This window comes from Streptococcus sp. CCH8-C6, assembly GCF_001557225.1.
Classification (GTDB): domain Bacteria; phylum Bacillota; class Bacilli; order Lactobacillales; family Streptococcaceae; genus Streptococcus; species Streptococcus sanguinis_C.
In genome coordinates this window covers 17,406-41,769 of record NZ_LSJN01000070.1, presented here as the reverse complement: position 1 = coordinate 41,769, position 24,364 = coordinate 17,406, and the positions used below count along the sequence as shown (strand labels likewise).

22 protein-coding genes are annotated in these 24,364 nt (G+C 42.7%); 4 read left to right on the top strand and 18 right to left on the bottom strand.

Annotation, left to right across the window (positions count from 1 at the left end):
- Positions 1–47: 47 nt before the first annotated feature.
- The 3 genes from AX677_RS07790 to AX677_RS07780 are packed head-to-tail and all read right to left on the bottom strand — an operon-like array spanning position 48 to position 3,454.
- Entirely contained in the window at positions 48–1,958 is a 1,911-nt protein-coding gene (locus tag AX677_RS07790) for a fructose-bisphosphatase class III (protein ID WP_060976736.1), read from the bottom strand.
- 42 nt (positions 1,959–2,000) lie between these two features.
- A complete protein-coding gene (locus AX677_RS07785; RefSeq protein WP_082730273.1) occupies positions 2,001–2,819 on the bottom strand; it encodes a pyruvate, water dikinase regulatory protein in 819 nt (272 codons plus the stop codon).
- A 5-nt stretch (positions 2,820–2,824) separates the two neighbouring features.
- Positions 2,825–3,454, bottom strand: a complete 630-nt coding sequence (locus AX677_RS07780) for a CBS domain-containing protein (protein WP_060976734.1) — start codon at positions 3,452–3,454, stop codon at positions 2,825–2,827.
- Positions 3,455–3,697: 243 nt separating this feature from the next.
- Here AX677_RS07780 and ppdK point away from each other — a divergent pair, with 243 nt between their 5' ends.
- The gene (ppdK, locus tag AX677_RS07775) at positions 3,698–6,319 is read left to right on the top strand and encodes a pyruvate, phosphate dikinase (RefSeq protein WP_060976733.1); all 2,622 of its coding nucleotides are present in this window, start codon (positions 3,698–3,700) and stop codon (positions 6,317–6,319) included.
- Positions 6,320–6,504: 185 nt separating this feature from the next.
- Positions 6,505–6,921: a DUF6556 family protein gene (locus tag AX677_RS07770; protein ID WP_060976732.1), complete on the top strand. Its 417-nt coding sequence runs from the start codon at positions 6,505–6,507 to the stop codon at positions 6,919–6,921.
- A gap of 69 nt (positions 6,922–6,990) precedes the next feature.
- Here AX677_RS07770 and AX677_RS07765 read toward each other — a convergent pair whose 3' ends face one another.
- The 7 genes from AX677_RS07765 to AX677_RS07735 form a co-directional block, all read right to left on the bottom strand.
- Entirely contained in the window at positions 6,991–8,061 is a 1,071-nt protein-coding gene (locus tag AX677_RS07765) for an ABC transporter substrate-binding protein (RefSeq protein ID WP_060976731.1), read from the bottom strand.
- Complete coding sequence (locus tag AX677_RS07760) at positions 8,058–8,831, bottom strand: ABC transporter permease (RefSeq protein ID WP_060976730.1); 774 nt, start codon at positions 8,829–8,831, stop codon at positions 8,058–8,060. The genes AX677_RS07765 and AX677_RS07760 overlap by 4 nt, the downstream gene beginning before the upstream one ends.
- Entirely contained in the window at positions 8,828–9,634 is an 807-nt protein-coding gene (locus AX677_RS07755; RefSeq protein ID WP_002895634.1) for an ABC transporter permease, read from the bottom strand. The genes AX677_RS07760 and AX677_RS07755 overlap by 4 nt, the downstream gene beginning before the upstream one ends.
- On the bottom strand, positions 9,615–10,772 hold the full coding sequence (locus tag AX677_RS07750; protein WP_060976729.1) for an ABC transporter ATP-binding protein: 1,158 nt from the start codon (positions 10,770–10,772) through the stop codon (positions 9,615–9,617). The genes AX677_RS07755 and AX677_RS07750 overlap by 20 nt, the downstream gene beginning before the upstream one ends.
- Before the next feature lie 180 nt (positions 10,773–10,952).
- Positions 10,953–11,858, bottom strand: coding sequence for a UDP-N-acetylmuramate dehydrogenase (murB, locus tag AX677_RS07745; RefSeq protein ID WP_060976728.1), 906 nt, complete (start codon positions 11,856–11,858; stop codon positions 10,953–10,955).
- Positions 11,859–12,192: 334 nt separating this feature from the next.
- On the bottom strand, positions 12,193–13,059 hold the full coding sequence (gene thrB, locus AX677_RS07740; protein ID WP_060976727.1) for a homoserine kinase: 867 nt from the start codon (positions 13,057–13,059) through the stop codon (positions 12,193–12,195).
- 1 nt (position 13,060) lies between these two features.
- Entirely contained in the window at positions 13,061–14,347 is a 1,287-nt protein-coding gene (locus tag AX677_RS07735) for a homoserine dehydrogenase (protein ID WP_060976726.1), read from the bottom strand.
- 139 nt (positions 14,348–14,486) lie between these two features.
- Between AX677_RS07735 and AX677_RS07730 the strand changes: the two genes are divergently transcribed.
- Positions 14,487–15,452, top strand: a complete 966-nt coding sequence (locus AX677_RS07730; protein ID WP_060976725.1) for a polysaccharide deacetylase family protein — start codon at positions 14,487–14,489, stop codon at positions 15,450–15,452.
- 102 nt (positions 15,453–15,554) lie between these two features.
- Here the strand turns inward: AX677_RS07730 and AX677_RS07725 are convergent, their stop codons facing one another.
- The 8 genes from AX677_RS07725 to AX677_RS07690 form a co-directional block, all read right to left on the bottom strand.
- A complete protein-coding gene (locus tag AX677_RS07725; RefSeq protein WP_060976724.1) occupies positions 15,555–16,511 on the bottom strand; it encodes an ABC transporter permease in 957 nt (318 codons plus the stop codon).
- A 2-nt stretch (positions 16,512–16,513) separates the two neighbouring features.
- Complete coding sequence (locus AX677_RS07720; protein WP_060976723.1) at positions 16,514–17,569, bottom strand: ABC transporter permease; 1,056 nt, start codon at positions 17,567–17,569, stop codon at positions 16,514–16,516.
- Positions 17,562–19,094 carry an ABC transporter ATP-binding protein gene (locus tag AX677_RS07715; protein ID WP_002900481.1) on the bottom strand — a complete coding sequence of 511 codons (1,533 nt, stop codon included), beginning with the start codon at positions 19,092–19,094 and terminating at the stop codon, positions 17,562–17,564. The genes AX677_RS07720 and AX677_RS07715 overlap by 8 nt, the downstream gene beginning before the upstream one ends.
- A 136-nt stretch (positions 19,095–19,230) precedes the next feature.
- The gene (locus AX677_RS07710; protein ID WP_060976722.1) at positions 19,231–20,286 is read right to left on the bottom strand and encodes a BMP family protein; all 1,056 of its coding nucleotides are present in this window, start codon (positions 20,284–20,286) and stop codon (positions 19,231–19,233) included.
- 71 nt (positions 20,287–20,357) lie between these two features.
- The gene (locus AX677_RS07705; protein WP_060976721.1) at positions 20,358–20,747 is read right to left on the bottom strand and encodes a cytidine deaminase; all 390 of its coding nucleotides are present in this window, start codon (positions 20,745–20,747) and stop codon (positions 20,358–20,360) included.
- A complete protein-coding gene (deoC, locus tag AX677_RS07700; protein ID WP_060976720.1) occupies positions 20,734–21,396 on the bottom strand; it encodes a deoxyribose-phosphate aldolase in 663 nt (220 codons plus the stop codon). Before deoC ends, AX677_RS07705 begins: the two co-directional genes overlap by 14 nt.
- A gap of 17 nt (positions 21,397–21,413) precedes the next feature.
- Entirely contained in the window at positions 21,414–22,691 is a 1,278-nt protein-coding gene (locus tag AX677_RS07695; protein ID WP_060976719.1) for a pyrimidine-nucleoside phosphorylase, read from the bottom strand.
- 1 nt (position 22,692) lies between these two features.
- Complete coding sequence (locus AX677_RS07690) at positions 22,693–23,280, bottom strand: class I SAM-dependent methyltransferase (RefSeq protein ID WP_060976718.1); 588 nt, start codon at positions 23,278–23,280, stop codon at positions 22,693–22,695.
- Positions 23,281–23,374: 94 nt separating this feature from the next.
- Between AX677_RS07690 and coaA the strand changes: the two genes are divergently transcribed.
- The gene (coaA, locus tag AX677_RS07685; protein ID WP_060976717.1) at positions 23,375–24,295 is read left to right on the top strand and encodes a type I pantothenate kinase; all 921 of its coding nucleotides are present in this window, start codon (positions 23,375–23,377) and stop codon (positions 24,293–24,295) included.
- The last annotated feature ends 69 nt before the right edge of the window (positions 24,296–24,364 follow it).

Below are 24,364 nucleotides of genomic sequence, written 5' to 3'. Positions count from 1 at the left end.
ACAAGAAAGAAAAAGCCCTAAATTCTGTTAAAACTTAGGGCTAAACTTCACCGGTCATAAAACTCATGCAGCAAGCCAAAGAGTTCCTGTTGTTGAGCGAACAAGCTCTGACCGATGGTAGTAGATTTGATGAGGGTTCGTTCCTCTACATTTTCAATCACCTTTTTCAGGGAGGTCTGAGCAAACGGCGATTCTACGACTTTTTGAGCGTTTTGGAAAGGCTGATGGGTCACCAGCTGGAAGCCATAGGAATTATTGAGCAGTGAATATCCGGCTGTTCCAGTCTTCTTCTGATAGGCCTTGCAGAGACCACCATCAATGACAAAGAGCAGACCGCCCCCACGGATAGGCGACTCTCCCTTGCCCGTCTTAACCGGAGTATGGCCATTGACCATCCTAGACTCTTGAGAAAAGAGGCCAAATTCTTCCAAAATCAGCTGGCAGACTTTCTCAGAATTACGATAAGAAAAATATGAATTTTCTACTTCCTTGTGGGTATCCTTATCTTCAATGAAATAGCGCTCCAAGGTAGTCATCTTTTCTTTGCCAAACAGAGGAGACAACTTGCCTTTCCAGCAATACCAAATCAAATCAGTCGACAAATCATCGCCCACTTCCTTGTCCTTGGCCGCCTGCCGAATATGATACTCAAAGAAATCCAGCAATTCCTTGCCTGCATAATGGGCTTGATTGAGAATGAAAGGCTGGAATTCTCCTGACGGCTCCAGAGGAATGCAGCCGTGAAAAAGCAAGTGCTGGTTGTAAATCTTATACATAGAGCCCTTGTTCATCAGAAGACTCATATGCTCAGCCATCTTAAGAGAACTTTGGAATGAGGCCAGCATACTGTCTACAGCTTGATTTTCTTCAGGTGTCAAGGCTGACGGATTTTCAGGATTGATGGTTTGGAAGCAGGTATTAACTAGGGCATGCTTGGTATCGTCAATCGTAACACTTTCTTCCCAATAGTCAATCTTGTCCAGCATAACATGATCCTGCATCTGGAATTCAGGTCGTCGTTTGATGAGCTGATTTTCCAGCTTGAACTGGATAATCGCTAAGGCTTGGTGAACCTTTTCCAGCTGCAGAATTTCCTCATCTGAAAACTCCTGCTCTCTACCACCAAGAATAGGCCTAAACTTAGGATTAGACTGGTAAGTCTTGTCCGCAAAAAGGGTCAAAGAGCGCAGGTTTAAACCATAATCTTTCTCGATATCCCAGAGATAGCCATAGCGAGCTGCGATGCGCAACACATTGAGCAAGCAGGCCTTAGAGCCAAAAAAGGCTCCCATCCAGATAATGTCGTGATTGCCCCACTGAATATCGAGCGAGTGAAAATGCTGCAGTTCATCCATGACCTGAGCACTACCAGCTCCTCTGTCAAAAATGTCTCCAACTACATGCAGATGGTCAATCAACAACCGCCGGATACTTCGAGACAAGCCTAGGATAAAAGGCACAGCTTCCCTCAATTCAATCACATAAGTCAGGATATTCTCAAAATAGGATTTTTTATCAGCTAGAGCCGTGTCACTATAGAGCAACTCCTCGATAATATAGGCATACTGTGGCGGCAAAGCCTTTCTGACCTTGGACCGACTGTATTTTGCACCTGCAAAAGCCAGCAAGTTCAAGAGCTGAGGAATGGTTTCCTGATACCAGTCTTGGCCTTTAGTTTCTTCCCCCAGCACAAGCTCAGGATAGGAAACCAGCGCTGACAGGCGGTCCATATGAGCTTCTGACAAGCTGTCCCCAAAACAGTCCTTAATCTTCTCATTGAGGATACCTGCACAGCTTCTCAAAATATAGTCAAATGCAGCAAACTCCCCGTGAATGTCACTGATATACAGCTCCGTTCCTTTGGGCAGGTTCAAAATTGCCTCTAGGTTGGTCAGCTCTGTAATGACCTTCTGCCGACTATCAAATTCTTTCAATAAAATACGCTTATATTGCTCCATCTTATGCCCTCACTCTATAACCGCTTTTTGCAATCTTCTCTCTTATCTCAATTTCTTCAAATGGTCTTCAATCAAGAAAGCCGTCTCCTCAATTGATTTATCCGTGATATTGATGACATGAGCCCGATACTTTTTAAAGACTTCTTTTGAGTAGTCTAGTTCTTCGTATATCTTTTCCAGATCTGTGTAGCTGGTCGACTGGGTCAATCCCAGAGAATTCAAGCGATTACTGCGTATCTTAGACAGTTTTTCTGGCTCACATAAGAGGCCGATAATCCGCTCCGGATCAACCTTCTCCAAGACCTGAGGCAGAGGGACTTCTGGAATCAAAGGCAGGTTGGAAACCTTGTAGCCTTTATTAGCCAGATAAATACTGAGTGGCGTTTTGGATGTACGGGAGACGCCCAAGAGCACCAAATCCGAATCTAAAAATCCTTGTGGTGCCTTGCCATCGTCGTATTTGACTGCAAACTCAATAGCGGAGATTTTATTAAAATACTCAGTGTCCAGCCGGTGCAAGGTACCCGGCACCTCTATGGGACTGGTGCCCGTCTTTTCTCTGATAATCTCAAAAAATGGATGCATCAAATCCAGATAAGCAAGGCCATTGGCCTGACTGAACTCTCTAGCTGCAGCTGCTAGCTTGCCATCAACCAGAGTACTAATAACAAGGGCATCGTCCTTGATGGCATCGCGCAGAATATCCAGCAATTCTTCTTCTTTGTTGATAAATGGAAAACGATAGTTGTTATTAAAAATAATATCTGGGTACTGGGCTGTCACCGCAGACAATAGCTTCTGCGAAGTCCCCCCCAAAGAATCTGAAATGCTGTAAACAATAATTTCTTTCTTCATGTTCATTCCTCTTACCTATTAACCTCAGCGCTTCTAGCCTCTTGAATAATGTAATCCAGCAGGGCTGACTTGGTCACAGTTCCTAAAATTTTACGCTCATTATCCTTATCCACTACCGGCAGTGAATCAATCGCAAAATCCTGCAAAACTGCTGCCGCTTCCAAAATGTTCATATCCTTGTAGCAAGTTTTGATATGGGGCATTCGGGTCATGCAGACCGCTACAGGAGTGCCGTCAATGTTAGTATTGAGCGAAGCCCGCAGCAAGTCTTTACGCGACAAAATCCCCAAGAGCAGCTTATGCTCATCAATGACATAGAGAACATCCGCATCATACATAAATAAGGTAATAATGGCATCTTGAATAAAGGAATCATGAGATACCAAAACAGGCGAAGTCATAATCTCTGCCACTTCCTTTCGAAAGGTATCGAAAAAGAAAAGCGTCTCTAAATCCGAGCCCGAGTATGTGTAACCAACTTTAGGCGTAGCCTTCAAAATCCCAACCAAGGTCAGAAAAGACAGATCCGAACGCAGAGTCGCTCGAGAAATATCGAGTAATTCTGAAATTTTCTCGCCACTGAGTGGCTGGTGTTCTTTAACAATTTCTACAATTTTCTTTTGCCGTTCACTTAATTTCAAATAGGTCTGACTCCTTCTTTCTTTATGTAGATGATTGGCCTGATTTCGCTTAAAATTTAGGAATTATTACTCATATTTCATTTTCAGACGTTTAAATAATCATCATTTTGTAACACATTATAACAAAAAAAGAAAAATTGTCAATAAAATAGGATGCTTTTTTCTGTTGACAAATATATGTGATGTATATTACAATGTATTTGTCTGCAATATGACATATATTTCATAATTTTGGAGGTAAATATGGCGAAATGGATTTACTCCTTCGAGGAAGGATGTGCAGAAGACAAAGCCCTGCTTGGCGGAAAAGGAGCCAACCTAGCTGAAATGACCAATTTGGGACTGCCTGTCCCTCCAGGTTTTACTATTACCACAGAAAGCTGTATCGAATATTTAGAAAATCCTTATTTCTTTGAATCTTCTTTAAAAGAAGATGTTTTGAAAGCGGTTACTGGATTAGAAGAAAAAACAGGTAAATATTTCAGCGGCAACGACTCAGCCTTGCTCTTAGTGTCTGTTCGAAGCGGAGCCAAGTTTTCCATGCCGGGCATGATGGACACTATTCTCAATCTAGGTCTGAACGATTTAAGAACCCAGACTCTGGCTGAGCAGACCAATGCTGACTTTGCCTACAACTGCTACCGACGTCTGTTGCAAATGTTTGCTGATGTGGTTTATGGCATTTCCAAAGACGAGTTCGATGACCTCTTGGGATATTTTGAAAAGAATGCTGGCAAACAGGCCAAGGATTTCACACTGGAAGAGCACCAAGCTTTGATTGAGCAGTATAGGCAGCTTTATCGTGAGCATCATCAAACCTTCCCCCAAAGCTCGAAAGAGCAGCTCTATGCTGCTATCAAGGCAGTCTTCAAGTCTTGGAATAATCCCCGAGCTGAGGTTTACCGCAACTTGAATGATATTCCTCATGATTTGGGAACAGCGGTAAATGTCCAAGCCATGGTTTTCGGAAATAGCGACCAAGCCAGCGGTACAGGAGTTGTCTTTACGAGAAACCCTGCCAGCGGTGAGCAGCAGCTATTTGGCGAGTTCTTGCTCAATGCACAAGGAGAGGATGTCGTAGCCGGCATTCGGACACCTGAGCCTATTGCTGCACTTGAGACAGCTCTCCCTCAGGCCTATGCAGCCTTCCAAGACTATGCTAAGATTCTCGAAAACCACTATAAAGACATGCAAGATATAGAATTTACTATTGAGAAAGGTAAACTCTATATTCTCCAAACTAGAAACGGTAAACGGACCGCCAAGGCATCTTTGAAAATCGCCTTAGATCTGGTAGACGAGGGCATTATCAGCAAAAAAGAAGCTCTCCAGCGCGTATCTCCTGCTACGATTAGCCAGCTCATCCATCCTGTATTTGAAGAAAAAGCTCTGCAAGATGCTCCTTTCTTTGCTCAAGGACTGCCAGCAAGCCCTGGTGCTGCAACTGGTGAGATTGTCTTTACAGCTGAGCGCGCCAAAGACTACCACTCCTTGGGTAAAAATGTCATCTTAGTACGGCAGGAAACTTCACCTGAAGACATTGAGGGCATGGTTGTCAGCCAGGCCATCGTAACTAGTCAGGGCGGTATGACCTCTCACGCAGCTGTCGTAGCTCGGGGAATGGGAACTTGCTGTGTGGTTGGCTGCGGTGAGCTGACCATCAGCGAGGAAAGCAAGACTGTTTCCTGCGGAAATCTTGTCTTGACCGAAGGTGACGTCATTTCAGTTGATGGCAGCTCTGGGCGCATTTATAGCGGTGAGATTCCGACCGTCCTTGTCGAAAATGACCAAGAACTCCAACGACTGCTTTCATGGGCAGACGAAGTCGCACAGCTCAAAGTCCGTGCCAACGCAGAGACCGTTCAAGATCTAAAAACAGCTATTAAGTTTGGGGCAAAGGGCATCGGTCTGGCTCGTACCGAACACATGTTCTTTGGCCAAGAGCGGATTCTGGAAATGCGGCGCCTGATTCTGGCCGACAACGAATTGGAAACCAGGTCCGCCCTCAAAAAACTGCTAGAGTTCCAAGAAAATGACTTCTATCAAATGTTCCAAGCAGTTCAGGACAAACCTATGATTATCCGTCTTTTGGATCCGCCGATGCATGAATTTCTACCTAAAGATTCACAGGAAATCAAGGCTTTGGCTGACAAGCTGCACAAGTCACCAGAAAAGCTGACTCGCCGCATTGAACAGCTGCAAGAAAGCAATCCTATGCTGGGCCACCGCGGCTGCCGTCTGGGGATTACGCAACCAGAGATTTACAAGATGCAGGTCGAAGCCGTCTTCAAGAGTGCTATCAAGCTGAGTCAAGAAGGATTGACTGTCAAGCCAGAAATCATGATTCCGCTGATTGCGGACAAGGCTGAGCTGGACTCTGTCAAAGCCTTTCTCATCCAACATATCAACAAGCTCTTTAGGCATCAAGGTCTAGAGCCTTTCCCTTATGAAATCGGCACTATGATTGAACTTCCGCGTGCCTGTCTGGTTGCAGACCAGCTGGCTCAGGAAGCAGACTTCTTCAGCTTTGGTACTAATGACCTGACCCAGATGACCTACGGTTTCTCACGAGACGATATTGGAAAATTCATCGGCCATTATAAGGAGAAAGAAATCCTTCCTTTTGATCCTTTCCAAACTGTCGACCAAGCGGGTGTTGGTGAATTGATGCGGATAGCCATCAGTAAGGGTCGTCAAGTCAAGCCTGAACTTCCTATCGGCATCTGTGGCGAGGTCGGTGGTGATCCTACTTCCATCCCCTTCTTCCAAGAAATTGGTATCACCTATGTCTCCTGCTCTCCTTATCGGGTTCCAGCAGCTAGGCTGGCTGTTGCTCAAGCTGCGCTCAAAGATAAGAAAGCGTGATTACTTTGCTATTCTAGCTCAAGAAGCTGCTCAACCAAAACTTGAGCAGCCTCTTTTCTTGACAGCAATCTTCTGTGTGCGTTTTCATAGAGAAAAATTTGATTTTTTTAAGACATTTTCATATAAAAAACGTATAATGAGAGATGAAACATCAATTGAAATTTTAAAAGGAGATTCTTGCAAGCATGGAAAACTATTCTCGCAGCAATAAAAACAAGACAAAATCAACTAAAAAACCCACTAAACAGCATATCAAAACTGGTCTTTCAGCCTTCCAAAAGACTATTGCAACTGTTGCCAGTATCTTGTCTATCATCATTGCCAGCATCACGATCATGAATCTAACCGGCCAAAAGGATGAAAAATCAAAAACTGATACCAGCAGCTCTACTGCAACGACTACCATCATCAAGGAAATCGAAAAAGAAACTAGCAACCCTGCTTCAACAACTGCAACTGATACAGCAGCTTCCAGCAGTGATACAGCAGCCGTTGAGACTAGTGCATCTAGCTCTGCTGCAGATACAGCAGCAGGCGATACTACTGCCTCTAGCTCTGCTGCAGATACAGCAACCAACACTCAGACAGAAGCTTCAAACTAAGAAAGCAGAAAACGCCCGGCTCAATGAGCCGGGCGTTTTTCTTGTATTCATCAAGTAATTATTTGACTATCATTTCCGATACATCTTGACTTGAAGATAGAGGTCATTGTAGGTTCCCAACCATTTAGGGCCCAACTGCTCATAAACTTCCAGATGTTTCATCGTTTCCTCAGTCGGATAAAAAGCCTCATCTTCCTGAGTTTCCTTAGGCAACATGGCCTTGGCAGGAAGATTTGGTGTCGCATAACCAACATAAAGGGCATTTTTATAAGCATTTTCCGGTCTCAGCATAAAGTTAATAAACTGATAGGCTGCTTTTTTATTTTTGACCGTTTTAGGAATGACAATATTGTCAAACCAAAGGTTGCTGGCTTCTGTAGGCACGACATAGCGTAGGTCTTCATTAGCCTCCAGCATCTGACGAGCCTCGCCAGAAAAGGTCACACCAATAGCAGCATTGTTCTGAATCATGTATCCCTTCATCTCATCAGCCACAATGGCCTTGATATTTGGCGTCAGAGTGTAGAGCTTATCAACAGCCTCCTGCAGCTGATCTGCATCTTTGGAGTTTAGACTATGGCCATCCGAGTTCAGACCAAGTCCCATGACTTCGCGAGCTCCGTCAATCATCATGATGGAGTTTTTGTATTCAGGACGCCAAAGGTCATTCCAATGCTCTGGGGCTTTATCAACCATTTTTTCATTGTAGACAATGCCCAGTGTTCCCCAAAAATAAGGAATCGAGTACTGATTTCCTGGATCGAAAGGCTGGTCTAAAAAGTCAGAGCCGATATTTTCCAAGCCTTTAATCTGGCTATGATCTAGCTTTTCTACCAAGCCTTCCTTCATCATCTTGGCAATCATATATTCACTAGGAATAGCAATGTCGTAGGTTGTGCCGCCCTGCTTCACTTTCGTATACATGGCTTCATTGGAGTCAAAGGTATCGTACTGGATTTGGACACCAGTTTCCTTAGTAAACTCAGTCAGCAGCTCAGGATCAATATAGTCACCCCAGTTGTAAATGACTAACTTATCGCTCTCCTTGCTCTGCGTCCGACTTTCAATCTGGTAACTGACACCCCACAAAACAAAGATAATCAGCAGAATCCCCGCTAAAAATGAATAGAGCTTTCTCATACAGTCTCCTCCTTCTCATGGGTGATAAAGTAATACCCAATTACCAAAGCAATGCTGAAGAGAAAGACCAAGGCTGATAGGGCATTAATTTCTAGAGAAATCCCCTGCCGAGCGCGGGAGTAAATCTCAACAGACAGAGTAGAAAAGCCATTGCCAGTAACGAAGAAGGTCACAGCAAAATCATCTAGTGAATAGGTAAAAGCCATGAAGTAGCCAGCGATGATGGCTGGAGTCAGATAAGGCAACATAATTTCCCTGAGCATTTGCAATTGGCTGGCTCCTAGGTCATAAGCAGCCTTAATCATATCATCATTCATTTCCTTCAGACGCGGAAGAATCATCAGCACCACAATCGGAATGGAAAAGGCCACATGGCTAGCCAGTACAGACAGGAAGCCCAGCTGGAATTTTGCAGTAGTAAAGAGAATCAGAAAACTGGCCCCAATCATGACATCCGGTGCCACCATAAGAATATTGTTGATAGACAGAAAGGCATCCTGATATTTCTTGCGGGCTTGATAGATATAGATGGCTCCAAAAGTTCCAATCAAAGTCGCAATCAACGAAGACAGGAAAGCCAGAAAGAAAGTCTGGACCAAAATCAGAATCAGACGTGAATCCTCAAAGAGATTTTGAAAATGACTGAGACTGAATCCTGTAAAACGATTCATGTCTTCCCCAGCATTAAAGGCATAAGCAATCAGGTAAAAGATGGGGATATAGAGCACCAAAAAGACAAAGGCTAAATAGAGATTTGCAATTTTTTTCATCGCCCTCTCCTTTCCTTGGTTGCCCACATGGTAAAGAGCATGGCAACAATCAGTACCACTCCGATAGTAGAGCCCATGCCCCAGTTCTGAGTGGTCAGGAAGTGCTGCTCAATGGCAGTTCCCAGAGTAATTACCCGATTACCCCCGATTAAGCGGGTCAGCATGAAGAGGCTGAGACTAGGGATAAAGACTGACTGCACTCCACTTCTGACACCATTCAAGGACAAAGGGAAAACTACCCGACGGAAAGTCTCCCAGCGATTAGCTCCCAAGTCGTAGCTGGCATTGATAAGATTAGGATCCAAATCATCCAGAACGTTGAAAATGGGCAGAATCATAAAGGGTAGCTCAATGTAGCTAGCTACAAAGATAAATGAAAAGTCCGTAAAGAGAATCTGCTGCGGTCCTACTCCGATAAAAGTCAAAAATTGATTGATTGAACCATTCTGACCAAAGATACCAATGAAAGCATAAGCTTTAAGCAGGAGGTTGATCCAGGTCGGCAGGACAATCAGCATGAGCCAGAGCTGCTTGTGCTTGAGCTGAGTCAAAAAGAATGCGGTCGGATAGGAAATCAGCAGGGTTACGACAGTAATAATCCCTGCATAAAGAACCGAATTCAGACTCATCTTGAGATAGGTCCAGTTCTGCGATGTGAAGTAGGTCTGGTAATTTTCCAGCGTAAACTGGCCTTCAATGTTGAAGAAGGACTTCCAGATAATCATGACAACAGGTGCCAAGACAAAGAGGAAAATCCAGAGCAGGTAGGGCAAGAGAAAAAGATTAGAGGTTGTTTTCTTCATCGCGTTCCTCCTCAATAGCATTGATCAGACCCGCTTCTTGCTCTTCTACTTCTACATATTCTTCGATACGGGCATCGAATTCTTCTTCAGTTTCATTGAGACGCATGATGTGGATATCTTCAGGCTCGAAATGCAGACCAATCTCTTCACCAACAATGGCCTTACGAGTCGAGTGAATCATCCATTCATTGCCCAGCTCATCATAAGCGATAATCTCATAGTGAACACCACGGAAAAGCTGGGTATCAACTTTAACCTGCAACTTGCCTTCTTCTGGCAGAGTAATCCGTAAATCCTCTGGCCGAATCACCACCTCGACAGCTTCATTTGGTCGCATTCCGCCATCCACTGCTTCAAAGCGCTTGCCGTTAAACTCAACCAGATAGTCTTCAATCATCTTACCTGGCAGAATATTGGACTCGCCAATAAAGGTTGCAACAAAGTGGTTAATGGGCTCGTCATAAATATCGACAGGCGTCCCCGACTGAACAATTTCACCGTCATTCATAACGAAAATCCAGTCACTCATAGCCAGGGCTTCCTCTTGGTCGTGCGTGACAAATACAAAGGTAATACCTAGACGCTGCTGCAATTCGCGCAACTCATACTGCATGTCTGTACGCAGCTTCAAATCCAGAGCGGAGAGGGGCTCATCCAGCAAAACGACCCGCGGCTGATTAATGATTGCTCGCGCGATAGCTACACGCTGGCGCTGACCGCCCGACAGTTTGCGAATAGAACGGCGCTCAAAACCTTCCAGCTGAACCATTTTCAGCACTTTTGCAACTCGCTCTTGAATTTCTTTTTTGTCAACCTTGCGCAGACGCAGCGGAAAGGCAACATTTTCAAAAACATTCATATGCGGAAACAGTGCATAGGACTGAAAAACCGTGTGAACATCTCTTTTATTGGTGGGAATATCATTGATGCGGACGCCATCAAGAAAAATATCCCCGTCTGTCGCGTCCAAAAGACCGGCAATAATGTTCAGAATCGTTGATTTTCCAGAGCCGGAAGAGCCCAGCAAAGTATAGAACTTTCCTTCTTCCAGCTCGAAATTAATATCTTTCAGAACGACAGTATTATTATCTTCAAAAACTTTTGAAACGTTTTTAAATTCGATGATTGGTTTTTTCAATTGTCATAAATTCCTTCTTTCTCGTATTAACAGATTAAGGGTTCTGTCAGACCGCTGCTACCTCGTGAGGGCTGTAAAGGCCCTTTATAAATTCCGTGTCGATAGGCTTTCACCCCCTTACTAAGTTGCAGCCAGCTGCAGTTCCTGATCCAGCATACTTCTACTGGAAATCAATCTGTCTTACAGAGATTCACCAATGATGCGGACTTCGCGCTCCAGAGTAATACCTGAATTTTCCCGCACCCTTTCAATCACATGGGCAATAAGATTTTCATAATCTTGAGCCGTTCCTTTATCGACGTTAATCATAAAGCCAGCATGCTTCTCGGATACTTCTACACCGCCGATACGATGCCCCTTGAGACCTGCCTCACTAATGAGTTGACCAGCAAAGTGACCCAAAGGACGCTTGAAAACAGAGCCACAGGACGGATATTCCAAAGGCTGCTTGAGCTCCCGCAGATGGGTTAAGCGCTCCATTTCCTGACGAATCGTTCTGTGAACACCAGGAGAAAGAGCAAACTTAGCAGAAATAACTATGTCTCCTGTTTCCTGAACAAGTGAGTGACGATAGCCGAACTTCATATCCCGAATATCCAGCGTTTTGACTTGCCCCTGAGGAGTCAGTACCTTGCAAGATACCAAAACATGAGCAATTTCTCCGCCATAAGCCCCAGCGTTCATAAAGACAGCTCCGCCGACGCTGCCTGGAATACCACAGGCAAACTCAAAGCCAGTCAGACTATTCTGCAGGGCGATATGGGTTGTCTGAATCAGATTAGCTCCAGCCTCTGCCTCAATCATATAGCCATCCACCGCTACATTGTTGAGCTTGTCAAACATAATCACGAAACCTCGGATACCGCCATCTCGCACAATGATATTACTGGCATTTCCCAGCACCATCCAAGGGATGTCTTCTTGATTAGCAAAATTGACAATACGAGCCAGCTCATAACGATTGCGGGGAAAAACTAAGAAATCGGCTGCACCCCCGACCTTTGTGTAGGTGTATTGACTCAAAGGCTCATTGAAGCGAATGTCGATTCCCTCTAATTCAGATTTTAATTTCTCTAGTTTTTGCATGATTTTCTCTCTTTTATGTAAACAAAATACACTCTATTATATCAAAAATCTATGGCATTTACGATAGATTACAAAGAAAAAGCTGAGAAAGGTCAGCTTTTTAACGCTTATAATTGTCTAGTAGTAAAACGCTGTGTTTGACTAGAAAGAGCATTCCTGATGGCACCGAAAGCTAACTCACTCGCTAGAGCCTGTAATTCTAAATGTTCCATAAAGTGAATTATCCTCCTTTAAGCTAGACCCATTATAGCACAGTTAGGTATAAAAAGATAGGGATATCAAATCCTTATCTTACGAAAAGAAAAAAGAGGCTCATAGAAAACCTCTTGATGATTTATTTTTCTACTCGGACGCCCTCTGTGTCTACCTGAAGTCGGAAGATTTGCCCCTTGAAATTCTGTTTTTGCAAAAGCTGGTAAATCTTTTCTGTCTTGTTCTTAGGTGATAAGACCATAACGGTCGGACCCGCTCCTGAGATATAGGTTGCATAAGAGCCATTTTTTCTGGCTAAGAACTTAATATCTGAAAATTCCTTGATTAAAGGTTGACGGTATTTTTCGTGGAACAAATCTGACTCAATAGCCCGACCAGCGATTTTCATATCACCTTTTAAAAGAGCTGCAATCGCAACATTGGCAATGGAGCTAGCCGCAACAGCTTCCTTGTAAGAAAGCCGATTTGGTAAGACTTGGCGACTCTCAACCGTCCGAAGCTCATAGTCTGGGATATAGGCGATGAAGTCTGCGTCCGGAAAGTCCGCTACCACAGCAGATACCTGATTTCTAGATGAGCTAGATACGACCAAATTACCATAAATCGCTGGCGCAACATTGTCAGGATGACCTTCAATCTTTGTAGCGATTTTCAGCTTCTGATAATCCGACAAATTAAGATGAGCTAGCTGGTTGGCCAATTCAATCCCAGCCACAATGACCGAACTAGAAGATCCAAGTCCGCGAGCCAATGGAATATCACTGGTCATTTTCAAACGGCGCGGCTGAATATCTGGAGCCAACTGCAGGGCAATCTTAACCAGTAAATTGCGTCGGTCCTTAGGAATTCTTAGATTGAGGTCGTGCTCAATCACCCACTCCTGACTTTCTTCCAAGACTTCAATTTCCAGATATTTTGACAGGGCTACTCCAACAGAGTCAAAGCCAGGACCGATATTGGCGCTGGTCGCTGGTACAATAATTTTCATCTTAATCTCCTAATACTTTGAAAGTATTGAGCAAGTCAAACTCAGCAACTTCTTTGAGCTTAGCAGTGACATTTTCCAGCTGTGTCTTGCTGACAGCATGGGTAATAATCACCACGCGAGCTTTCTCGCCATCAGTACCTTCCTGCAGAATCTGCTTAAAGGAAATATCCTCAGCATTGAAAATCTCAGCCAAATGCAGAACTTGACCTTTAGAATCAGGTGCCAAGATAGAGAAGTAATAGCTGCTCTTCACATCTTCTGGCTTAGCCAACACAAGCTCACGGCTGAATTCATTAAAGGCCTTGCCAACTGTTCCTTCATTCAAACGGCGGCTGATACGGACAATATCTGCCACAACACTAGTTGCGGTTGGTTTTTGCCCAGCTCCCGGTCCGTAGTACATGGATTCTCCGATACCTATGGATTCGACAAAGACGGCGTTCATTACCCCATTGACACTAGCCAAAGGATGCGCTTTAGGCAGAAATGTTGGAGCTACTTCTGCTGCAATACCTGATGCCGTTTCTTCGATAGAACCAACCAGCTTGACTACATAGCCCAGATCTTGAGCAACAGCCACATCCTCTGGTGTGATATTTCGAATTCCCTGATGGCCCACATCTTCAAATTTAACATTCATACCAAAAGCGAACTGACTGAGAATCACCATCTTGTAAGCCGCATCAATGCCATCTACGTCATTGGTTGGGTCGCTTTCAGCAAAGCCAAGGCGTTGTGCTTCAGCAAGAGCGTCTTCATAAGACCAACCCTCTTCCACCATCTTGGTCATCATAAAGTTAGAGGTCCCATTAACCACACCCAAGATACGAGTGATTTTGTCAGAAGCCAATGAATTAACCAAGGTACGGAGGATTGGAATTCCGCCGGCAACAGCTGCTTCATAGTAGAGAGCCACATTTTGCTTTTGAGCTATTTCCAGCAACTCTGCTCCGTGAACAGCCAGTAAGTCCTTATTAGCTGTAACCACATGTTTGCCAGCTTCAAGAGCACGAGTGATGAACGTTTTCGCTGGCTCGATTCGTCCCATCAATTCTACAACGATAGTAATCTCAGAATCGTTCAGAATTTCTTCAACATTTGTAACAAAATTAAAGTCATTTCCAGCTGCTAAAAGACGATCTTTTTCGGTATCATCTTTGACCAAGACTTTAGCAACCTCAATCTCTGAATGAGCCGCTTGAACGATTTTTTCTCTATTTTCTTTCAGCAAAAAAGGCACACCGCTGGCCACTGTTCCAAAACCAAGTAAAGCAATTTTAATAGACATGAAGCACTCCTTGAAAATTTCTTGTATAAAAAATATTATAACAAAATTATAAAAAAATGCCTACAAAACTACTTCTTTATTTGTTATAATAGATGTAAATTTCCGCAAGGAATTGTATTTTTTTAAAAAAGGAGATATTATGACAGCAAAACACCGAGGAAATCGCATGCAGCAACGCAAAGCTAGGAAAAGAGCTATTTTGCTTTCTTTAACGAGTTTATTACTTTTTCTTGTCTTGATTGTAGGTGGCTTTTCTTTACTAGCCAAGCTGCAAAACTCGCACAACCAAAAAGAAGCTAATAACGTGTCAACAAACCAGGTTAATACTTCTTCTAAAACTTCGTCAGCACCGACTCGGGATAAAAAGACGACTTCGGATGACAACAGTAAGGAGAAGATTAAATGGGTTAAGCAAGACCAGCCAGTTCAAGTTCCTATCTTGATGTATCATGCCATTCACGTCATGGATCCATCAGAAGCAGCTAATGCTGGTTTGATTGTAGATCCAGCTACATTTGAAAGTCATCTGAAAGCCTTGAAAGACGCAGGCTACTATCCACTAACACCGGCAGAAGCATACAAGGTACTGACGGAGAATGTCTTGCCAGAAAATAAAAAAGTCGTCTGGCTGACCTTCGATGATAGTTTAAGGGATTTCTATACTAATGCCTTTCCACTTCTCCAGAAATATGACATGAAAGCAACCAATAATGTCATTACTGGATTTGTTCAAGCGGGTCGTGAAGATATGCTGACGCTAGATGAGATAAAGGAAATGAAGGACAAAGGCATGTCCTTTGAAGACCACACTGTCAACCATCCTGACCTCTCAGCAACTGCAGAAGACCAACAAAAAATTGAGTTAAAAGATTCTAAGTCTTACTTAGACAAAGAACTGTCTCAAACAACTACAACCGTTGCCTATCCATCTGGACGATACAGTGATGCAACCTTGCAGATTGCTGAAAACCTTGGCTACAAGATGGGTCTGACAACCAATAACGGACTAGCTTCCCTATCCAATGGCTTGCTCACGCTCAACCGAGTTCGCGTTAACCCGACCACTACTGCAGAAGACCTGCTAAATGAAATTGCAACCAACTAATCTTAAAAAGCCCGCTTCACTTGAAGTAGGCTTTTTCTATTCCTATGATTGTACTTCTTCCAATCACAAAAAACACCAGCTCCAAAGAACTGGTGTAAAGGTTTATTTAGACTTGATATAGTTGATACCATCCGCTTTCGGAGCAACTGATTTACCAAAGAAAGCGGCTAAGACAATGATTGTCAACGCATAAGGCGCGATACGAAGATAAACCGCAGGTATATGAGCAAGGAAAGGAATCTGAGTAGAAACAACAGCTAGAGCCTGGGAAAGTCCAAAGAAAAGACTTGAAAGCATAGCACCTATTGGATTCCATTTGCCAAAAATCATGGCAGCTAAAGCGATAAATCCAGGACCGACAATCGTCGTAGCAGAGAAATTTACCGAAGCAGATTGAGCATACAAAGCTCCACCTACTCCTCCCAAAAATCCTGAAATCAACACTCCATAGTAACGCATGAGATAAACGTTAATCCCTAATGTATCAGCAGCTTGAGGATGTTCACCTACTGAGCGTAAGCGAAGACCAAATTTCGTCTTAAACATGATGAACCAAGCTAAAAATGAGAATCCAACAGCTATGTAACCCATCAAGCTAGTATTTTTAAAGAAAATATCTCCAATAACAGGAATATTGGACAAAATTGGAAAATCAAATTTACCAAAGGACAAATCAATATTATTAGTTTGTCCTTTTCCATAAATAGCCTTCACAAGAAAGACAGCTAAAGCTGGCGCCAGCAAGTTCAGTACAGTACCGCTGACAACATGATCAGCACGAAAATTAATGGTTGCTAGTGCATGAATCGCAGAAAAAATAAGACCAACTAAACCACCTGCAAGAAGAGAAAGCCAAATAGTCATTCCTCCTAAGCTTTCAGCGAAAGTCAGGTTAAAAACAACTCCTGTAAAAGCTCCCATGACCATGATGCCTTCCAAGCCAACGTTAACAACACCAGCATGCTCAGAGTAAGCACCTCCAATACTGGTGAAAATGAGAGGAGCGGCATAGACCAGCATATTTGATACAAGTATTGTTAGAATAGCAACAATATTCATCTTTACTCTACTCCTTTCATTCGTTTTTTAGGTTTGATATATTTTTCAATAATGTAGTGAGCACTTACAAAGAAGATAATGGAAGCTGTTACAATATTGACAAGTTCAGGAGGAATAGTAGCCGTTGTCATACCAGGCGCACCAGTTTGCAATGTTCCAAGTAGAAACGCAGCAAAAATGATTCCGATAGGAGAGTTGCTAGCAAGAAGAGCAACTGCCATACCATTAAATCCAACAGCCAGAGATCCTGCTTGAACATAAACGTTCTGGAAAGTACCTATACCCTCAACTGCTCCTCCAATACCACAAATAGCTCCAGAAATCACCATTGAAAGAATAATAGTACGTTTCGCCGACATCCCTGCATAATCTGAAGCGTTTGGATTGAGACCTACTGAGCGAATTTCGAATCCAAGTGTGGTTTTCTTTATGATAAACCAAATTACAGCGACAGCAATCAAAGCAATGAAAATTCCAATATTCATGCGTGACTTAGTAAGCTCTGTAAGAAAGTCTAGACGATAGCTAGCGTTTGCCGAAACAGGAATACTTGATTCGGAATCAACCATTAGTTTTTTAGGGAAATTCCGAATAATTTCATTTCCAGCAAAAAGAACAATATAGTTCATCATAATGGTAACAATAACTTCGCTTGTACCTAAAAATGCTCTTAACAAGCCGGGAATTAAACCAATTAAACCACCAGCAACTGCTGCTACAAGGACAGTCAGCGGTAACATTGCAAAACGAGGAATGGTTGGAAAAGATAGGGCAAACCAAACAGCTGCAATCCAACCTGCCAAAGCTTGACCAGGTAAACCAACATTGAAAAAACCAGCACGGCTAGCCACTGCAAACCCAAGAGCGATCAAAATTAGAGGCCCCATGGTTCGGAAAATTTCTCCAATATTTTTAATGGAACCAAAAGCTGTTTTGAACAACTCTTCATAACCCCACAAGGCATCATAACCAAAAATCCACATGATGATGGCGCCAAGTAAGATTCCTAAAAGAACTGAAATAAAAGGAATAGCAATTTGCTGTGTTTTTTTATCCATTAGAACCCTCCTTGATTTTTCCACCAGCCATGAGAATACCAAGTTCTTGCTTATTAGTTTCAGATGGCTTTACAATTCCTTGAATCTTTCCATCGTGAATAACAGCAATACGGTCTGATAAATTAAGAATTTCATCTAATTCAAAGCTGACAACAAGAACGGCTTTCCCTTTATCACGTTCAGAAATTAAGCGCTTATGAATATACTCAATCGCACCAACATCCAATCCGCGAGTAGGTTGACTGACAATTAATAGATCTGGATTACGATCAACTTCTCGAGCAATAATAGCTTTTTGTTGATTTCCCCCTGACAAAGCACCTGCTGGAACAAGTTCACTAGCTGCTCTAACGTCAAATTCTTCCATCAATTTACGGGCATATGAATTAATTTGATTATAATTCAAAACACCTTTGTTACTGAGCGGTTCTTTATAGTAAGTCTGGAGAGCAATATTTTCAGAAAGCATCATTTCAAGTACCAAACCATCACGATGACGATCCTCAGGTACATGACTTACTTGCATTTCTGTAATCTTTCGTGGAGAAAGTCCTACAACTTCCCTTCCTTTGATTTTAATACTTCCTGATTTTACTTTTCGAAGTCCTGTAATAGCCTGAATCAACTCACTCTGACCGTTACCGTCAATCCCTGCAACTCCTACGATTTCACCTGCATGAACATCAAGAGAAAGCTCTTTAACAGCTGGTACACCACGATTCTCATTCACTATCAAATCAGAAATTTGAAGTACAACGTCTTTCGGTTTAGCTTCTTCCTTTTCAGTAACAAAAGAAACCGAACGTCCAACCATCATTTCAGCCAAATCTTTATTTGAAACTCCCTCAATGCTAACAGTTTCAATTGATTTTCCACGGCGAATAACTGTGACACGATCCGCTACTGCTCGAATTTCATCTAGTTTATGAGTAATCAGGATAATAGATTTCCCTTCTTTAACAAGAGTTTTCATAATATCCATTAATTCCAAAATTTCAGCAGGGGTCAATACTGCCGTCGGCTCATCAAAGATTAAAATTTCGGCACCACGATAGAGGGTCTTCAGGATTTCTACACGTTGTTGGGCACCAACAGAAATATCTTCAACCTTAGCTGTTGGGTCAACAGCTAAGCCATAGCGTTCTGATAATTCAAGGATATCTGCATTAGCTTTTTTCAAATCTAATACACCTTTATTCGTTATTTCGCTACCAAGAATAATGTTTTCAGCAACAGTAAATGCTTCAACCAACATAAAGTGCTGATGAACCATTCCTATTCCGAGAGCTGCAGCCCTAGAAGGAGAATCCAATTTTTCCGATTTTCCGTTGACAAAAATTTCTCCACTAGTTGGCTCTAAAAGACCAGCCAACATATTCATCAAGGTAGATTTCCCAGCTCCATTTTCACCAAGAAGTGCATGAATCTCACCTTTACGCAGTTGTAGGTTGATTTTGTCATTTGCGACAAATTCACCAAAAACTTTGGTTATCTCACGCATCTCAATGACATTTTCATGTGCCATTAGAGTATTCCTTTCTAGAAAATTATATTTTATTTCAGTAGAGCCTGCTAATCAAGTTAGTAGGTTCTATTGAGACAAAATGTCTCAATACCCTAAAAAAGCAACCCAAGAAGGTTGGGTCGCTTCTGGATCTTTATTATTTTTCAGGTGCTTTTATACTACCATCAATAATCTGTTTCTTAGCATCTTCTACAGCTTTTTTAGCATCTTCAGATAGGTTAGAAGTTGTCAATTCAACTCCACCATCTTTCAAACCAAATGTAATTACTTTCCCACCCGGGAATTTACCATCAGCTGTTTGAGTAGCAATCTCTTGAACAGTTTTGCCAACTTGTTTTAAGCTGGAAGCAAGTACAAAGTTAGATTCCTTGCCATCTTTAGACTTGTATTTACCTTCTTCAGCTTGATCACGATCGACACCGATGACCCAAACTTTTTCGTCTTCATTTTTCTTCTCATTCAAGTCTTTTGCTTCTTTAAAGACACCTGCTCCAGTCCCACCTGCAGCTTGATAAACTACATCAGCTCCTGCGGCATATTGGGTGGCAGCAATAGTTCTTCCTTTTTCAGGATTATTAAAGTCTTCGGCATATTGAATATCAACTGAAATATCTTTGTTAACAGACTTCACTCCTGCTTCAAAGCCTTTTTCAAAACGAGTGATAACTTCGCCACGTGCCCCTCCAATAAAACCAACTTTGTTAGTCTTAGTAGTTTTTGCAGCAGCAACACCTGCAAGATAAGCAGCTTCATTATCAGCAAAAACAGCAGATGCTACATTCTTCTTGTCTTTTATAACAGAATCAATAATAACATAATTAATATCAGCATTTTCATCAGCAGCAGCTGTAACAGCAGGTGCTAATTTATAACCAACGCCATAAACTAATTTATAGCCATTTGTAGCTGCTTGACTGAAGTTATTCGCAAAATCCGCTTCACTTGTAGACTGGTAGTAAGTAAAGCCGTTATCTTTAGAAAGACCGTTTTCTTTACCCCAAGCTTGCAAGCCTTCCCATGCAGACTGGTTAAATGACTTATCATCAACACCGCCAGTATCAGTTACGATAGCAGCCTTCAAATCAGTTTTCGCGTTTGAAGAATCTGAGCGAGAAGCACGGTTTCCACATGCAGCAAGTCCGAATGCTGCGACAGTTACTAGACCAAGACCTAGCCATTGTTTTTTGTTCATTTCTGAACCTCCTAATTAAGATGTGCAACACAGTTGCAAGTTTGAGTTTGGTCAGATGACCGATAACAGACTTATGTTAAATCTGTAAAAGAATATGGAAGTAATTCCTTGACCGTCATCACGACCGTCGATTTATCTTTAGCGACCAAGGTCACTTTTAGATCCTCAGCAAAAAATTCTGCCATTACTTGGCGGCAGGCACCACAGGGTGATATAGGTTTTTCCGTCTCACCATAGACAATCAGTTCTTCGAAGTCTAAAACTCCTTCTGAAACCGCCTTAAATATAGCTGTTCGCTCTCCGCAGTTGGTCAAGCCAAAACTGGCATTTTCAACGTTAACGCCAGTAAAAACCCGTCCATCTTTAGCGACCAAAACCGCTCCGATAGGGAAATGAGAATAGGGAACATAAGCATTTTTGCTGGCTTGGACAGCCAAGTCAATCAACTCAGTAGTCGCCACTAGCTTCTTCTCCCTTCATAATCGCCACTCCAGCCGAAGTTCCGATACGAGTCGCACCTGCTTCAATAAAGGCCAGCGCATCTTCATAAGAACGAGCACCGCCAGAAGCCTTGACGCCCATGTCAGGACCAACTGTTTTTCTCATAAGGGCAACATCTTCGACTGTCGCACCGCTAGTTGAAAATCCCGTAGAAGTCTTAACAAAATCAGCTCCAGCTTTCTGAGCCAATTGGCAGGCCTTAACCTTTTCCGCATCTGTCAGCAGGCAAGTTTCCAGAATTACCTTGACCAAGGTACCGTTAGCAGCTTCTACAACCGCACGGATGTCTCGCTCTACCAAATCATAATTTTTAGATTTCAGAGCACCGACATTGATGACCATATCCACTTCGCCCGCACCCTTTTGGATGGCGTCCTTTGTTTCAAAAGCTTTCACATCGGAAGTGTTGGCTCCTAAAGGAAAACCAATTGGTACACAAACCTTGACATCTGAACCTTTCAGCTGCTCCGCAGCAAACTCTATCCAGGTTGGATTAACACAGATACTGGCAAAATCATAAACTTTTGCTTCTTCAATTAAGTTCAGAATCTGCTCTTCTGACGCTTCTGGTTTTAAAAGCGTATGGTCTATGTATTTGTTTAATTTCATATTGGCTTCTCCTAGTATTAAGCAATAACCTCGATAATCTCGCTTACTGCAACGCTTTCATCACCTATTTTAACATTTTTTTGAAAATCTGTAACTAGTTCTTGAGAAATTTTTTCATTTGAATAAATTTTTGCGAAAACTTCTCCAATTTCGACCTTGTCTCCGACTTTCTTTTCGAAAACAATTCCTGTCTCATAATTTAAGTCGTCAGATTTAACTGCCCGTCCTGCTCCAAGTCTCATGGCAAAGAGTCCGAACTCCATAGCAGGCAGTTCAGTGATATAACCTGCCTGTTCTGCTTTCACATCTACAATATGAGCTGCACTGGAGGGACGATAGAGATCTTCCAAGTCACCACCTTGAGCTACAACCATAGCTTCAAATTTCTTCAAAGCAGCACCGTTGGTCAGCTGTTCTCTCACTTCTTCCACCGTTTTCTCGACATCTGCCAATCCGAGCATAATCTGAGCCAACTCACAAATGAAAGTTGTGATGTCTTCACGTCCCTTGCCCTGCAAGATTTCCAAGGCTTCTATGATTTCAAGACGATTGCCAATGCTGGTTCCCAAAGGCTGACTCATATCTGTCAAAACAGCTACTGTTTTTCTGCTGACAGCCTTACCCAAATCTACCATAGTACGTGCTAGTACACGAGCGTCATCAATATTTTTCATAAAGGCGCCTTCACCGACCGTCACATCCAGAAGGATGCTATCGGCACCAGCCGCAATCTTCTTACTCATAACAGAGCTCGCTATCAGCGGAATTGTATCAACAGTTGCGGTTACATCTCGCAAGGCATAGAGCAACTTATCCGCTAGCACCAACTGATCAGACTGACCGATAACGGACAAGCCGATTTTCTGCACCTGCTTGATAAAGTCTTCCTGACTGCGCTCTACCTGAAATCCTTTAATGGATTCCAATTTATCAATGGTTCCACCAGTATGACCCAGACCGCGGCCGCTCATTTTAGCAACAGGCACACCAAAGCTAGCCACCAAAGGAACCAAGACCAGAGTTACCTTATCACCAACACCGCCAGTAGAATGTTTATCTACTTTTATTCCCGAGATTTCTGACAAGTCAAACTGTTCACCGGTTCCAACCATTGTCATGGTTAAATCAGAAATTTCCCGAGTCGTCATGCCTTTAAAATAGACAGCCATCGCAAAGGCTGCCATCTGATAGTCTGGCACAGTCCCGTCCACATACCCCTCAATCAGCCACTGGATTTCCTGACTGGTCAGCTCAAGACCATCTCTTTTCTTTTGAATAATATCTACAGCACGCATCCTATTTTTCGCTCCTTAGTATATAGTAGCCTTTGTCCTTCTTAACAATCTCACAATTACCGAAGACAGCTTCCATCTTCGACTTGGCACTAGACGCTCCTTGCTTCTTCTGAATCACAAGGGTCAAATCACCGCCTTCTGTCAAATGCTCATAGCTTCCGCTGATAACCTCATGTACAACCTGCTTACCAGCACGGATAGGTGGATTACTGATAATATGATCGAAAATGCCACTGACCTTTTCATAAACATTTGACTGGAAGATCTCAGCTGAAATCTGATTTCTCTCAGCATTCTTCTGAGCCAAGTCCAAGGCTCGCTGGTTGATATCCACCATAGTCGCAGTCACTCCTTGCGCTTTGGCTAAGGTCAAACCTAGAGGCCCATAGCCACAGCCAACATCCAGCACCCGTTCTCCAGCTTCAAAGTCCAAGACAGACAAAAGAACCCGACTGCCATAATCAATCATTTTTTTACTGAAAACACCAGCATCAGTCAAAAAAGTCAGCCGCTGTCCTAACAGTTCTACATTTAATTCATGAATATCATGTTTGGCATCAGGATTTTCTGCAAAATACATTTTAGTCATACAACCATTTTATCATAATTTTCCTAGATTTGTAAATCGTTTTCATTTCTCCAAAAAGTATGTTATACTAAAGTCCATCATACAGGAGTAACCTATGACTAACGAATTTCTTCACTTTGAAAAAATCAGCCGCCATACTTGGCAAAACCTGCACCGTAAAACAACTCCGCCACTGACCCAGGCCGAGCTTAACTCTATCAAGAGTTTCAATGATAAGATCAGCCTGCAGGACGTGACGGACATTTACCTCCCCTTGACCAATCTCATTCAGATTTATAAACGTTCTAAGGAAGACTTGGCTTTTTCCAAGGGGATTTTTCTACAAAAAGAGAGCCGGAAACAGCCCTTTATCATCGGAGTTTCTGGCAGTGTGGCCGTTGGGAAATCCACCACCAGCCGGTTGCTGCAGATTCTGCTTTCTAGAACTTTTTCAAATGCGACAGTCGAGCTAGTTACCACAGATGGTTTTTTATTTCCGAACAAAACCTTGGAAGATCATGGCATTTTAAACCGCAAGGGTTTTCCAGAAAGCTATAATATGGAGCTGCTTCTTTCCTTTCTGGATAGCATAAAAAACGGGCAGAATTTCCAAATTCCTGTCTACTCGCATGAGACATACGATATCGTTCCTCAAGAAATGCAAGAGGTAAAAGCTGCTGACTTTGTTATCGTCGAAGGGATCAATGTTTTCCAGAATCCACAGAACGAGCGCCTCTATATGACAGACTTTTTTGACTTTTCTATCTATGTTGATGCAGAAATCGAAAATATCGAAAACTGGTATCTAGATCGCTTTAAAAAAATGCTGACGCTGGCTGAAAACGACCCCAAAAACTACTACCACCGCTTCACCACTCAAGCAGAAGAGGAAGTGGTAGCTTTCGCCCATAATGTCTGGAAAAGCATTAACCTTGTCAACCTGCTAGACTACATTGAACCAACCCGCAATCGGGCAGAAATTATCCTGCATAAAGCTGGAAATCACGAAATTGATGAAATTTACTTAAAAAAATAAAAAAGCTTGTCAAATCTTAACTTTTCATATATAATTAGATAGTTAGTATTTTCAATGGAGGTGAAACAA